This window comes from Avibacterium paragallinarum, from assembly GCF_900450705.1.
Classification (GTDB): Bacteria; Pseudomonadota; Gammaproteobacteria; order Enterobacterales; family Pasteurellaceae; genus Avibacterium; species Avibacterium paragallinarum.
Map to the genome: position 1 here is coordinate 51,590 of NZ_UGHK01000002.1, position 12,510 is coordinate 64,099.

A 12,510-nucleotide genomic window follows, 5' to 3' on the forward strand; every position below is an offset into this window, starting at 1 on the left:
AGTCCCTTTTTTTATGGGTAAAAGTCAGAAAAGCCAAAATGAGAAAAAACTGTAAAAAGCCGTTAAAAAATCCACATAAAGTGAGAAAATTTAACGGCGGTTAAAATCCAGTTTAAATGCCTTTAAATGATGTTTAAATTTATATGGCTAGCCTTTAATCATTTAGCGTTATCTCATCTTGAAAAAGTCTAAAAACCTTTTATTATCAACTCACTAGGTGCTTAAAAATTCAAAAATAAGCACCTTAGATGGCTTTTTGTCTGAAACCTTAGGCTACGGCACGAACCTCAAGGGCGGCCAAGCTCTCTTTTTGTTCCTTTTCAGTCTGGGCTGCTAATGCTTCGGCTGTTGCCAACAAACCAACTTTCCTATCTTCATTGCATCGCCTAAACGCACACACAAGTTGCCATTCATCATTTGTTAAGCCTTCTGGTGGCTTAGGCGAAACAAAGCCTTGAGCCTTAGTTTCTAAGGCTTGTAGCTTGTTTTCTAGCTGATCTATGCGTTTTTGTAAATCATCTTGGCTTCGTTCCATTGGCTTATCTAGTGCTTTTGTTAGTGGCTCAGAAAATCCCAAAGCCTGCCGCACTGCCAATGGCATATCGCCAATATAATATTCAAATACATTTCCTTTAACCCCAGCTACCCGTCTTCTTTGCCAATTTCCTTTTTTGGCATTTAGTAGAACGCCTTGGGGAGTGTTAGGCAATCCCCCTATTCCAAGTAGATTTTTTACTAGTTCCCACTCTTTCATTTAAACCACCTTAAAAGAAAGGATGACTTTCTTTTTGAGTTAAAATTAAATCTCCTTATAAATCAAATGATTAAAAATAAAAATTAAAATAATTAAAAATTTTAAAAGAAAGCATTTGACTTTCGTTTAAGGTTTAAATTAAAATCTAAACGAAATTAAGGAGTAACACTTTAGATTTACACCAAAGTTTAACTTAAATTGAATTTAAAGAAAATGCAAGGGGTGTTTTATGCAAGAAGACTGGAGCAGAAAGCGAATTGTATATGAGCTACACGAGCGAAATATCACATTAGCATCGCTTTCTGTTAAAGCTGGATTATCACCATCAACACTAAAAAATGCGTTAAGAATGAGCTACCCGAAAGGTGAACGCATTATCGCTGAAGCCATTGGCGTACCACCTCAAGAAATTTGGGCAAAACGCTACGCGGAACGGGAGAGCCGCTTATGTGGTTAACATCGCAAGAATTATTAGGCTTAGAAACAATGCCTACAACATTACAAGGCATTACTTTTAAAGCACGAAATGAAAATTGGGAACGCCGTCGCAAAGCTGGAGCAAAAGGCAACGTATTTGAATACGCCTTCACCTCCCTACCCCAAGAAGTCCAAGCAGAATATTTGCTTAAAAACAGCAAGCCGTCAAAACAAAGTGCGGTGGAAAAACAGGCTGAACAGCAAATGACCGAAAGTGCTTGGAACATTCTTGCCTCCGCAACCACTGAACAAGAACGCCGTGCTGAACGTCGTTTTAATGCGGTGATGAAGCTCAAGGGGTTGTTGGATATGCGCCTTAAATTAATGGACGCCATGGATCGGGTGGTTGAGCATTTTGCGGGGCAAGAAGGCGAGGCGGTGAGCCGCGGAAGTCTGAAGCGTTGGTGGTACAAAGTGAAAAATCACCCGCAAAGTAACTGGTTGCCCTTATTGTTAGACAGGGTTGAGCGTGATACCACAAACCGCTATGCCGAAATTGATGATAAAGCGTGGCAATTCTTTTTAGGGGAATACTGTCGCCAAGCCCAGCCCAATTTTGCCATTTGCTATGAAGAACTGATGTATGCGGCAGAAAAAAATGGCTGGGTGGTGCCAAGCCTCAACACCTTAAAACGCAAATTTAACCGAGAGCTGACGCCCGCCCAAATTGCCCTGATGCGAGGCGGTGATCACGCCCTGCGTGAGTTGGTTAAACCGCAACGCCGTAGCGTCGCCCACCTCCAAGCCCTTGAGATTATCAATGGCGATGGTTATCAGCATAACGTGTTTGTGGATTGGTATGAGGACGGCTCTCGCCCTATCCGCCCGAAAACGTGGTTTTGGCAAGATGTTCGCACCCGTCGCATTTTGGCGTACTGCGTGGACGACAGCGAAAACGGCGATCAAATCCGTCAAGCCACCCTGCGATTAATCAAACAATATGGCATCCCAAAGAAAATTTTAATGGATAACACCCGAGCCGCCTCCGATTTGCAAACCTCCACCCAAACCAAACGAGGTAAGCGGAATAAAGCCATTGTGGTTGATGGGTTGTTTGAACGCCTTGGTATCCAAGTGATCCGAACCCTTGTATTTAAAGGGCGAGGCAATGGACGAGCCAAGCCGATTGAGCGTGCGTTTAGACGTGATGGATTGCCCGCTTACATTGACCGAAACCGCCGTTGCGAAGGCTTTTTTACGGGGGATAGCCCAACGGAAAAACCCGAAAACTACCAATACAAAAAAGGCTTAGATAAAGCGACATTTTTGCAAATTGTTGAAGAGGGTGTGCGTAAGTGGAACGCCAAGAAAGGACGCCAAAGTGAGCTAGGGCAAGGCATTTACAGTGCCGATGAGTTATGGGCAAGGGATTATGCCCAAGTTGAAGTGATAAAACCTACCGATGAGCAATTACGCCAATTAATGATGCTCGGTGAAAGCACCAAAGTGGACAAATACGGCTGTTTTACCCTCAAAGCGGGCTACCGCTTAGACGGCGAGAAAAACACCTACTATGCCGAAGCCTTACAGGGCGGGCAATACCCTTATGTGGTGGTGCGGTTTGATCCCGATGACTTACACGGCACGGTGTATGTATATGACTTAAATGGCGTGTATTTGTGTGATGCGATCTGTGATAAGCCACTTGCCTTTGACAGCGTGAAAGGGGCGGCAATGCAACGTCGCTTAGAGGCACAAGAAGCACGCCAAACCAAAAAGCAAGTACAAACCCTAGAGAAAATGGACAAACACCAACACGAACAATACCGCAAGCATTTTGACGACGTACCAGAGGCGGAGTTAGTTGAGCCGAAGAAAGTCAAGCGACTAGTAATGTTCGAGGGGAATTTACAACGCAAAGTCGAAGAAATGGATTGGGTGGTGGATGACGATCCCCCTACCGAAAACGGATTTGCCAAAGGTGTAGCGAAGTTTAAACAGTTATTAAATGATGATTAAAGCAACAGGAGAAAGTGATGAAACAACGAAATCTACAACGTAAAAAGAGCCTAAAGGTCGCAAACGTACTCAAAGCCCTTGAACGTGAAAATACAGAACAACTCAATCAAGCAAAAGAAAACGAGGAAGTTGTCGCTCAACTTGAAAGGCAAGCCTTGAGTAGCGTTGCAAGAAAGTGGGAATTGACTGAACAATTTCTTGCCGATACGACACTTCCCCGCTCTTTGCAAGTCGCGTTGAAAGACTATCAAGCCGCGTTAAGTATCGCCATTTCGCGAAGAGTAAAAGTAAATAGACGTCTTTTGGGGGTATTTTGAAATGACGGCTAAACCAGTAAACCAAGTTGACTTGATGTTCTTCACTCTTTGCATAGGTAAATTCTTCAACGTAAGGCAAAAAACGCTGTTCAATAAGAGTGTAACGGGAAAAGTTAATTTTATGCAAGATGAAATTTAAACGTTTTTTAACTGATTTAGGAATGCCTTTAAACACTGTTCTTTGATGTTTTTGGGCAAATTTAATAATAACACGATCCATAAGCTGATCCACTAGAACAAGGGAATGACATTATGACATTAATTGAACAAATCAAGCAAATTATTGAAAGCGGTGAAATTAACCGTATGCAACTTGCAAAAGAAATTGGGGTAACGCCACCTGTTATCTCAAGTTATCTCAATGGTAAATATACAGGGGATAATGACAAAATCACCCAATCGCTAGAAAGTTGGCTAGAACAGCGTGAAATAAAACGCAGTCAATTTATGACCGCACCTGAGTTTATTAAAACCCCAACCGCCGAGCTTATTCACACCATTATTAGTTATGCTCATGCGTTAGGCTGTATTACCACTGTGTTTGGAATGAGTGGTGCAGGTAAAACAGTCGCCGCACGGGAGTATCAAAAACGCCACCGTAATGTGTGGCTGGTTACCGCCCACCCAAGCCGTGCCAGCCTTGCGGAAATGCTTTATGAAATCGCTCTTGAATTGGGCGTGGGCGAACCGCCAAAACGCAAGGCAGCCCTTGCACGCTTAATTGAAAGCCGAATGAAAGGCACAAAAGGCTTGCTGATTGTTGATGAGGCGGATCACCTCTCTTATGAAACGCTGGAAGAGTTACGTCTTATTCAGGAAGCCTGCGATGTAGGAATGACTTTAATTGGGAATGACAAGGTTTACACCCGTATGCGTGGTGGCATTAACCAAAGCCACGATTTTGCCCGCCTTTGGTCGCGTAGTGCGAAAAACGAAAGCATTCAGCATTGCAAAAAAGAAGACATTGTCGCCATTGCCAATGCGTGGCAACTGGATACCACAGATAAAAAACTGATCAGCTTATTAGCAGAAACAGGCAAGCGAGGTGGTGGCTTACGCATTTTAACCCAAGTGCTACGCCTTGCGTGGTTTAGTGCCAACGGCGACAACAAACGCCTTGATTATGACTACATTTTAGCGGCGAAAAATGAATTGCAAGGGGGAACGGTATGAAACGCACCACATTAACCCACCCAAACCCTGTTTTACGAGGCAATAACGAGATGGTGTTGAACTACCTAAGCCAAGTGCAAAAGTGCATTAGAAAGCTGGAAGAAATGGGCTTGCACGTGATTAATGTGCATTTTGAACATATCAAACCAAAAGTGCGGGTGCAACCCAACCATAACACCAAAGAACTAGAAAAAACCGCTCAAGCGATGCGGTATATCCTCGGCAATGATGGACAACGCTTTGACGAGTGGCAAATGATAGTGGAAGGCATTAAGGTGGTTTGGAGGAGTTATGCCAACTAGAAAGTGCGGCGAACGGGGGAAAGCAAAATGCCATACCGTTTATGCAATCTATAAAGGCGAAATCAATATCGCTGATGGCACAGCCGCAGAGCTAGCAAGACGATTAAACAAAAGCCAAGGTTATATCCGTATGCTAGCCAGTAGCAGAATACATAAGTTAGCAGAACAAAATCCAAACCGCTTAATGGCAATCAAAATCGGTTATACCACCGATGAACTATAAGGAGAAAAAAATGAAAAAACTCACCCTAATTTGCACCGCACTTTTATTGGCAGGGTGTGATGGACAAACCCGTGCCAAGTTTACCGACGTGCGAATTGCGGAAATTTGCAAAGGTGGCGTGGTGTATTTAGTTGTTAATAATGGCGGCATCACCCCAAAAATCAACGCCAATTATGACGTTTATACCTGTAATCAATCAGCTAACCCATAGGAGAAAACAATGAGTAAAACCAAACTAAAAAGCGACACCATCCGCTATCAAACCCGAGAAGAAGTGGAGATTGCGATTAAAGATATTGGCGATTTGCAACGTGAGTTACAACGCCTTGCGACCCACCAAAATGACGAACTGGCAGCGATTACCGAAAAATATGCCCCAAAAATCACCGCTCTTCAGGAGCAAATGAAGCCTTTACAAAAAGCTATCGAAGTGTGGTGTGAAGCCAACCGTGCGGAGCTGACACAAAACGGTAAAACGAAAACGGGCAGCTTTAACACGGGCGAAGTGCAATGGCGACAACGTCCACCGAGTGTATCAATCCGCAAAGCGGACGAAGTGTTGGCAAGATTGCGTGCGTTAGGATTAACTCAGTTTATCCGCACCAAAGAAGAGCCAAACAAAGAAGCGATGCTCGCAGAGCCAAATATCGCATCAACGGTCACGGGCATTACGATTAAAACTGCCGTGGAAGATTTTGTGATCAAACCGTTTGAACAGGAGGTGTAAATGGGTGATGTGATTATTGTGCTGGGCTATTTTGCCTTAATGGGTTGGATTATGTGGCTATTTACAAAGAGTTAAAACCCTTTTCAACGCTCTTTAAACCTGATTTAAGGGGCGTTTATAAAGTGTTTTAAATCAAAAAATAGGAGCAATGACAATGAATTATCACGCTGAAATAGACGTTAAATTGACTTTGGGTATTGAAGCTGAAACCAAAGACGATGCGATATGTTATATCGACCAACTACTGGAAGAAATCCATGAAGGCTACGCTATTGGTCTGAAGTATCGAATTAATTTTGTCAATGAGGAAGGCGAAGATGAAGAATAAATACCTTGTCAGAGTTTATGGAATGGTTGAAATCACCGTAGAAGCCGAAAGCATTGAGCAGGCGGCGGAAAAATGTGATTTAAACACCTTAGACCTGAATAAATTGCCTCATCAGATTACGGAAATTGACGAGGTTGTGGAGGTTGAAGAGCTATGACAACGCAAAAGCAAAGTGAACTTGCACTCAAGCTGGATATGATGATCGGACAGCTTCAACAAGCAGTCAGAGCGATTAATACGGGCAACTATATTGCGGCGGGGGTGTATCTGGAGCTGGTGCAAAATCAGTTGCCCAAAGCGAGATGGCAAGTAGTGAGGGGATAAAATGAAACGCGAAAAACTATTAAGAAAAATAAAAAAGTTGCTTGCACTAAGTAAATCAAGCAATCCTCACGAGGCAGCAAAAGCGTTAGAGATGGCACAGAAATTAATGGCTGAACATCAAATAAATCAGGTTGATATTGAGGTGTCATCAATACATAACCAAAAGAGATTTGCAATGAAGACTGCACGATATGTCTTAATGCTTTCAGGCGTAATACGCAAAGCATTTGGGGTTGAAGCCTATGTCGCTAATTATTATGACGATGGTAGCGAATATGGCGAAGGTCTATGTCACATGGTGTTTTTCGGTGTGCAAGAAAAGCCCACTATCGCCTCATATTGTTTTGATGTGCTATATCGACAATTACAAAAAGCCCGAAAAGCTTTTAATGCAAAACAAAATAAGAAATTAAAACGCAGTACATTGATTGCGAGAGCCGATGCCTTTTGCGAAGGGTGGGTAATGGGTGTCGCTAAAAATGTGGAAAAATTTGCTGTATCTGAAGAAGAAAGCCAATTGATGAGTGCTTATTATAAAACAAAAGTGGAATCCGCAAGAAATTTTGGGAAGTGCAAAAGTCGAGAAAGCGGAAATACAAAAGAAAAAAATGATAACTCTCGTTGGCTTGGTTTTGAGGAAGGGCGAAAAGTTGAGTTAAATCACGGTGTAAATGGAACCGAAACAAAGAAATTAGGAGCAAAAAATGAAAACGATATTAACTAATCAAGAACGAGGCAGTATTTGGATCTCAATGGATATTGCTGATGATTGCCTAAATGAGGCTTTAGCTCTGTGGGATCGCTATATTGATGGCGAAGTACAGCAAGAATATGAGGCAATTAAAGCGATTGAGCTAGCAGAGGGGGAAACAGTAGAAACGCTTTCTGCGGATTGTATTTCCCCCTTAGATTGCCTAGAGCTTATTGTGATGGATTTAGATGAAGCGATGCGATATATCAAACACGTTCGCCCAATTTTGAAAAAATTGATTAAAGCCCAACGTAAGCACCCCGAACAGACTATTAAAGAAGTGATGTGGGGAACAATGGGGCAAGCAGATTAAAACCCATTTACCGCCCTTTTAATCTCCCCTAGCCCCTCTTTACAAAAGAGGGGAACTGAGAGGGCGGAATAATGTGTTTTAAGGGAGGTCTAATGTACACTAAACCCAAATATATCCAGCTTATCCATATCGCCAAGCAAAAGCTCGGTATAGATGAGCTTAGTTATCGTGCAATGCTAGAACGGCTCACGGGCAAAAGCTCAACGAAGCAAATGACGATTAAAGAACTTAGTCAGGTTTTACACGAATTGGAAGATAAAGGCTTTCGTAACACCGCAAAAAAAGCCGTTCGGACAACAGGCAAAATGAGAACTGCGAAACCGACTATTGTGGATAAAATCCGCGTGCTTTGGCGAGCAATGCACAAGCAGGGCATTATTCGTGATGGGTCAGATACCGCCCTTGACCAGTTTGCCCGCAATATTGTCAATGTTGAGCTAGTGAAAAAAGGCAATAACGTGCTGATTATGACGGTGGCAGGGTTAAATGGGGATAACAAGTTGGCGACACAGGTGTTAGAGCGGTTAAAACAATGGCAAAAACGGGTGGAGAGGAAAAATGGATAAAGACAAATTAGATGTGTTTGAACGCAAAGCCCCAGAAGTGTTGGCAGATTTAGCAGCTCATGTTGAGCAAGAGTTAATCAATCGTTATGAAATGCCCGAAGAACAAGCCAAACAAGCGGGAGTTGATGTGGCAATGCGGATTTCAAGAGCTTGGGCGGGGGAGATTATTTATATCCCTCGTGCTTTGCTATTAGCATTATCTGAACGTGATTTGAAAATTTGGCGTGAGTTTAACGGGGTTAATCACCGTGAGCTTGCCCGTAAGTATGGCGTATCAATGCAATGGGTATATCAGATAGTTAAACGGATGCAAAAGGAAGAGATCGACCGTCGGCAGTTTGATATGTTTAAGTAAAAAATCTTTAAACCACTTTAAAATAGTTCTTTAAACAAAATCTTTAAACTCCTTTTAAAAGCATTTAGAAGGAGTTTATGTTATATGCCCTTTCCCATTACCAAAATCGTGATCCACTGTTCTGCCACGCAGAACGGTAAATCCTTACGCAATAAAACAAAATCCGCCGCTCAAGTGATTGACAGCTGGCATAAGCAGCGTGGTTTTAAGCGTAACCCTATCAACACCAAACATTTTAACCCGCACTTGCCACATATTGGCTACCACTTTGTTATTGATACCGATGGCACGATTGAAACTGGTCGTCAAGAGGGAGAAAACGGGGCGCATGTCAAAGGGCATAACGCCCACAGCCTAGGGATTTGTCTGGTGGGTGGCATTAGCATTACAGGCAAAAACTACGGACGCTACACCGCCAAACAATGGCAAGCCTTACACAAGCTATTACAAGAGTTAGAGGCTAAATATCCAGATGCACGAATTTGTGGACATCGCGATTTAAGCCCAGACCTTAATGGCGACGGCACGATTACGCCCAATGAGTGGCTCAAGGATTGTCCGTGCTTTGACGTTTGGAGTTGGCTTGATAGCGAGCAGATTATTAACGTAGATCATCTGTTTAAGGGGTAAAAATGCGTGCATCAATACAATTTTATTGGGGCAAAAAATTTACACGCGGATGGCGAATGAGTAATAACGCCAAACGTAATAAGGCAATTAATGGTGGCCGCACAGCGGCACAAAAATTTTACTTATTATGGAGTTACTAATGGCATTAAAAGAATTAATTACTAACGACAACGGTCGCCTTAGCACCACGGCATTTATCCAGTTTTTCGGTGCGCTGTTAATGGCGGTGATTTTGGCTTATAGCGTCTATTTAGACCGCTCCAATGTAGGCGAGCTTTTCACTACCTTTGCGCTCTTCTGTGGCGGTGGTGTGGCAACCAAAGGCTTTGCTAACGCCCTTAATCGCCGTAAGTCATCACCACAAGGAGAAGAACAATGATGTTATCCGCAAGTTTAATTGCCCTCAGTGGCTTTGCCTTATTTGTGGTTTACGCCGTATGGCGATTTAAAAAAGCTGAGCGAAACCTAGAACAAATGTTTGCCACCGTAGAGCACCTTGAGCAAGAAAAAGCCGTGGCACAAGCCCAAGTAAAACAGTTTGAAGTGAGAAAAAACAATGAAAAAAACCACCGCGCTGCTGATCGCAATGACCTTATTGACCGCCTGCAGCAACAAGGCGATCTCCGTGATTAATCCGAGTTGCTCGGGCTTTGGCTTAATCCAAGCCAGTCGGCAGGATACCACCGAAACCCTGCGCCAAATTGCGGTGCATAACGCCACTTATCGGGCGATTTGCCAAGAGGATAAAAAATGATGATGGAGTTATTAGAGTTTATCCAAAAGCATTGGGGATTGGTCGCAACCGTCATTGGCTCTGTTTGGGCAGGGATGAAACTATCAATGGACAGCAAATACCCCAAACGCAGTGAAATTGACGCTATCCGAAAAAATATTGATGAGGTGGAGCAACGGCTTACAAAGGTGGAGGATACCCTTGAGCATATGCCGACAAAAGAAGATTTATCTGCCTTGAAGATTTTGATGACGGAAATCAAGGGGGAGACGAATACCACCAATGCTCGTTTATCCACCCTAAGTCATCAGGTGGCATTATTAATTGAAGAACGTGTAAAAGGATAACTATGCGAGAGATTTTTATTAAAGACCAACGCCTTGTCATTTTACGCTCTCTTGTAGATGCGGGTTATGACGCCAATGAGTCTATTTTAGATGATTGCCTTGCCCTTTATGGGCATAACATTAGCCGAGATTTAGTGCGTAACCATTTGAATTGGCTGGAAGAACAAGGACTTGTGCAAATTGAGCGACTCAAAAGTGGTTTTATGATTGCAACCATCACCCAGCGAGGGCTTGATGTAGCTAACGGCGAAGCGGTTGTTGATGGCGTGAAAAAACCTGCCCCGAAGTTTTAAACCGTATTTAAAGGAGGTTTAAATGAGCGAAAAACTCAAGCGTGGGCGTGCAAGCAAAGTGGATTTATTGCCACCGAATATCAAAACCCAGCTCGCAATGATGTTGCGCGACAAGCAATATTCCCAAGCGGAAATTTTGGAAGAGATCAATGATTTGATCCGTGATTGTGGATTACCTGAAACAGCCTTGTTAAGCAAAACAGGGCTTAATCGTTATGCCAGCCGAATGGAAAAAATGGGGGCAAAAATCCGTCAATCTCGCGAAATTGCAGAAATTTGGACGAAGCAATTTGGTGAGGCACCACAGTCTGATATTGGCAAAATGTTGATGGAAATTGTGAAAAACATTGCCTTTGAAACCTCGCTTGGAATGAGTGAGGACGGTAGTGCTGATCCGAAGTCTATTGCGCTACTCTCTGCTGCAGTACAACGTTTAGAGCAGGCAGAAAGTCTGAGTTTTAAACGTGAGCAGGCTATCCGTCAAGAAACCATTAAACGTGCGGCGGAAGCGGTAGAAGAAGCCGCGAAAGAAACAGGGGTGAGTATGGACGATGTAACAAAAATGGTGAAAGCAGTCTATGGCATCGAATAACACGGTTCTCTATGGCTATCAGAAAAAATGGTTGAATGATAAAAGCCGTTTTAAGGTAGCGATGTTTGCACGACAAACTGGGAAAACTTTTACTACCACCCTTGAAATTGTGCTGGATTGCTTGGAGGCCGAAGCACGGGGTGAAAAAGTCCGTTGGGTGATTTTAAGCCGTGGGGAACGCCAAGCAAAAGAAGCGATGAACGAGGGTGTAAAACGCCATATGGAAGCAATGGGGATGGTTTGCGAAATCTTAGAAGTCCCTTTTAAAGAAGATACCACCATTAATGCCCTTGAAGTGATTTTCCCTAGCGGTTCAAAAATTACCGCACTCCCAGCCAATCCTGACACCGCTCGGGGCTTTTCGGCTAACGTGTTTTTGGACGAGTTTGCTTTTCACCAAGACAGCCGTGAGATTTGGAAAGCCTTGTTCCCTGTGATTTCGGCAGGCTGGAAATTGCGGGTAGTGAGTACGCCTAATGGCAAGGGCAATAAATTTTATGAGCTGATGACTGATCTTGACAATACTGAATGGTCGCGTCATCAAGTAGATATTTATCAAGCCGTTGCTGATGGTCTTCCACGCAACATTGAACAGCTCCGTAAGGGCTTAAATGATGAAGATGCGTGGGCGCAAGAATTTGAACTTAAGTGGCTTGATGAAGCCAGTAGTTGGCTTTCTTATGACTTAATTGACGGCGTCGAGCATCCGCAAGCAGGAAAACCCGAAAATTACACGGGCAACCCTTGCTTTGTAGGTATGGATATTGCAGTGCGGGGAGATTTAACCGTAATTTGGGTGCTGGAACTGGTGGGCGATGTGTATTGGACGCGCGAAATCATCACCTTAAAACGTACTAAGTTACGCCATCAGTTGGACGAGTTAAACCGTGTGATGCGTCAATATAATGTGGTTGCGTGCAATCTCGACCAAACAGGTATGGGCGAAAAAATGGTGGAAGATGCCCAATATCAACACGGCGAGCAACGGGTGCAAGGTGTGCTGTTTAATGTGGTGACCAAGCTCAATATGGCGACCCTTGGCAAAAATGCCTTTGAAGACAAACAAATTCGTATCCCGCAAGGGGATAGCGATTTGCGTGCCGATTTGCACAAACTCAAAAAAATTACAGGCTCAACGGGACAACCACGCTTTGTGGCAGAAAGTGATAGCGCGGGACACGCCGACCGTACGTGGGCGTGTTTTTTGGCCTTGCTTGCGGCTAAAGATGCCGTATTGCTGCCCGTGAAAGCCCATAGCAGAAGACCCAGAACGAGCCAAAAATTAACACAAGGATATTAACGATGAGATATATTTTTATGACAGCTTGTGCCATTTGTGCTACCTA

At 43.5% G+C, this 12,510-nt stretch carries 24 protein-coding genes; 23 read left to right on the forward strand and 1 reads right to left on the reverse strand.

Annotated elements, in window-relative coordinates:
• Nucleotides 1-268: 268 nt before the first annotated feature.
• Nucleotides 269-754 (reverse strand): DNA-binding protein, encoded by a 486-nt coding sequence (locus tag DXZ23_RS04665; RefSeq protein WP_035695700.1) that lies wholly within the window; start codon nucleotides 752-754, stop codon nucleotides 269-271.
• A 229-nt stretch (nucleotides 755-983) separates the two neighbouring features.
• On the opposite strand from DXZ23_RS04665, the gene DXZ23_RS04670 reads away from it, so the two are divergent.
• The 23 genes from DXZ23_RS04670 to DXZ23_RS04760 all read left to right on the forward strand — a co-directional run bounded on the left by DXZ23_RS04670 (nucleotide 984) and on the right by DXZ23_RS04760 (nucleotide 12,464).
• Nucleotides 984-1,211, forward strand: a complete 228-nt coding sequence (locus DXZ23_RS04670; protein ID WP_017807536.1) for a helix-turn-helix domain-containing protein — start codon at nucleotides 984-986, stop codon at nucleotides 1,209-1,211.
• Entirely contained in the window at nucleotides 1,202-3,190 is a 1,989-nt protein-coding gene (locus tag DXZ23_RS04675) for a transposase domain-containing protein (protein ID WP_114995434.1), read from the forward strand. Before DXZ23_RS04670 ends, DXZ23_RS04675 begins: the two co-directional genes overlap by 10 nt.
• A 17-nt stretch (nucleotides 3,191-3,207) precedes the next feature.
• Nucleotides 3,208-3,507 carry a hypothetical protein gene (locus tag DXZ23_RS04680; RefSeq protein ID WP_017807476.1) on the forward strand — a complete coding sequence of 100 codons (300 nt, stop codon included), beginning with the start codon at nucleotides 3,208-3,210 and terminating at the stop codon, nucleotides 3,505-3,507.
• Nucleotides 3,508-3,759: 252 nt separating this feature from the next.
• Nucleotides 3,760-4,680: an AAA family ATPase gene (locus DXZ23_RS04685; RefSeq protein WP_021723751.1), complete on the forward strand. Its 921-nt coding sequence runs from the start codon at nucleotides 3,760-3,762 to the stop codon at nucleotides 4,678-4,680.
• A complete protein-coding gene (locus DXZ23_RS04690; protein ID WP_035695611.1) occupies nucleotides 4,677-4,982 on the forward strand; it encodes an HI_1482 family protein in 306 nt (101 codons plus the stop codon). Before DXZ23_RS04685 ends, DXZ23_RS04690 begins: the two co-directional genes overlap by 4 nt.
• On the forward strand, nucleotides 4,972-5,205 hold the full coding sequence (locus DXZ23_RS04695) for a hypothetical protein (protein ID WP_021723750.1): 234 nt from the start codon (nucleotides 4,972-4,974) through the stop codon (nucleotides 5,203-5,205). Before DXZ23_RS04690 ends, DXZ23_RS04695 begins: the two co-directional genes overlap by 11 nt.
• 10 nt (nucleotides 5,206-5,215) lie before the next feature.
• Entirely contained in the window at nucleotides 5,216-5,416 is a 201-nt protein-coding gene (locus DXZ23_RS04700; RefSeq protein ID WP_017806106.1) for a hypothetical protein, read from the forward strand.
• A gap of 9 nt (nucleotides 5,417-5,425) precedes the next feature.
• Nucleotides 5,426-5,932: a host-nuclease inhibitor Gam family protein gene (locus DXZ23_RS04705; RefSeq protein ID WP_017806105.1), complete on the forward strand. Its 507-nt coding sequence runs from the start codon at nucleotides 5,426-5,428 to the stop codon at nucleotides 5,930-5,932.
• Nucleotides 5,933-6,086: 154 nt separating this feature from the next.
• On the forward strand, nucleotides 6,087-6,260 hold the full coding sequence (locus DXZ23_RS15345; protein ID WP_017806104.1) for a hypothetical protein: 174 nt from the start codon (nucleotides 6,087-6,089) through the stop codon (nucleotides 6,258-6,260).
• On the forward strand, nucleotides 6,250-6,417 hold the full coding sequence (locus tag DXZ23_RS15350; RefSeq protein ID WP_017805652.1) for a hypothetical protein: 168 nt from the start codon (nucleotides 6,250-6,252) through the stop codon (nucleotides 6,415-6,417). Before DXZ23_RS15345 ends, DXZ23_RS15350 begins: the two co-directional genes overlap by 11 nt.
• Nucleotides 6,414-6,584 (forward strand): hypothetical protein, encoded by a 171-nt coding sequence (locus DXZ23_RS15355; protein ID WP_017805651.1) that lies wholly within the window; start codon nucleotides 6,414-6,416, stop codon nucleotides 6,582-6,584. Before DXZ23_RS15350 ends, DXZ23_RS15355 begins: the two co-directional genes overlap by 4 nt.
• A 1-nt stretch (nucleotide 6,585) precedes the next feature.
• Nucleotides 6,586-7,308 carry a DUF2786 domain-containing protein gene (locus tag DXZ23_RS04710; RefSeq protein WP_017806103.1) on the forward strand — a complete coding sequence of 241 codons (723 nt, stop codon included), beginning with the start codon at nucleotides 6,586-6,588 and terminating at the stop codon, nucleotides 7,306-7,308.
• Nucleotides 7,289-7,648, forward strand: coding sequence for a hypothetical protein (locus tag DXZ23_RS04715; protein WP_017806102.1), 360 nt, complete (start codon nucleotides 7,289-7,291; stop codon nucleotides 7,646-7,648). The genes DXZ23_RS04710 and DXZ23_RS04715 overlap by 20 nt, the downstream gene beginning before the upstream one ends.
• Before the next feature lie 92 nt (nucleotides 7,649-7,740).
• Nucleotides 7,741-8,214 (forward strand): gp16 family protein, encoded by a 474-nt coding sequence (locus DXZ23_RS04720; protein ID WP_017806101.1) that lies wholly within the window; start codon nucleotides 7,741-7,743, stop codon nucleotides 8,212-8,214.
• Nucleotides 8,207-8,569 (forward strand): Mor transcription activator family protein, encoded by a 363-nt coding sequence (locus tag DXZ23_RS04725; protein ID WP_035695609.1) that lies wholly within the window; start codon nucleotides 8,207-8,209, stop codon nucleotides 8,567-8,569. Before DXZ23_RS04720 ends, DXZ23_RS04725 begins: the two co-directional genes overlap by 8 nt.
• A gap of 84 nt (nucleotides 8,570-8,653) precedes the next feature.
• Nucleotides 8,654-9,199: an N-acetylmuramoyl-L-alanine amidase gene (locus tag DXZ23_RS04730; protein WP_114995436.1), complete on the forward strand. Its 546-nt coding sequence runs from the start codon at nucleotides 8,654-8,656 to the stop codon at nucleotides 9,197-9,199.
• A gap of 139 nt (nucleotides 9,200-9,338) precedes the next feature.
• Complete coding sequence (locus DXZ23_RS04735) at nucleotides 9,339-9,578, forward strand: DUF2644 domain-containing protein (protein ID WP_103846694.1); 240 nt, start codon at nucleotides 9,339-9,341, stop codon at nucleotides 9,576-9,578.
• A complete protein-coding gene (locus DXZ23_RS04740) occupies nucleotides 9,575-9,832 on the forward strand; it encodes a DUF2681 domain-containing protein (protein ID WP_103846695.1) in 258 nt (85 codons plus the stop codon). Before DXZ23_RS04735 ends, DXZ23_RS04740 begins: the two co-directional genes overlap by 4 nt.
• Nucleotides 9,825-9,953: a hypothetical protein gene (locus DXZ23_RS15835; RefSeq protein WP_017807568.1), complete on the forward strand. Its 129-nt coding sequence runs from the start codon at nucleotides 9,825-9,827 to the stop codon at nucleotides 9,951-9,953. Before DXZ23_RS04740 ends, DXZ23_RS15835 begins: the two co-directional genes overlap by 8 nt.
• Nucleotides 9,950-10,279, forward strand: coding sequence for a DUF2730 family protein (locus DXZ23_RS04745; protein ID WP_017807569.1), 330 nt, complete (start codon nucleotides 9,950-9,952; stop codon nucleotides 10,277-10,279). Before DXZ23_RS15835 ends, DXZ23_RS04745 begins: the two co-directional genes overlap by 4 nt.
• A gap of 2 nt (nucleotides 10,280-10,281) precedes the next feature.
• Entirely contained in the window at nucleotides 10,282-10,572 is a 291-nt protein-coding gene (locus DXZ23_RS04750; protein WP_021724093.1) for a VpaChn25_0724 family phage protein, read from the forward strand.
• Between the two features lie 22 nt (nucleotides 10,573-10,594).
• Complete coding sequence (locus DXZ23_RS04755; RefSeq protein WP_114995438.1) at nucleotides 10,595-11,164, forward strand: DUF3486 family protein; 570 nt, start codon at nucleotides 10,595-10,597, stop codon at nucleotides 11,162-11,164.
• The gene (locus DXZ23_RS04760) at nucleotides 11,151-12,464 is read left to right on the forward strand and encodes a terminase large subunit domain-containing protein (protein ID WP_114995440.1); all 1,314 of its coding nucleotides are present in this window, start codon (nucleotides 11,151-11,153) and stop codon (nucleotides 12,462-12,464) included. The genes DXZ23_RS04755 and DXZ23_RS04760 overlap by 14 nt, the downstream gene beginning before the upstream one ends.
• Nucleotides 12,465-12,510: the final 46 nt, after the last annotated feature.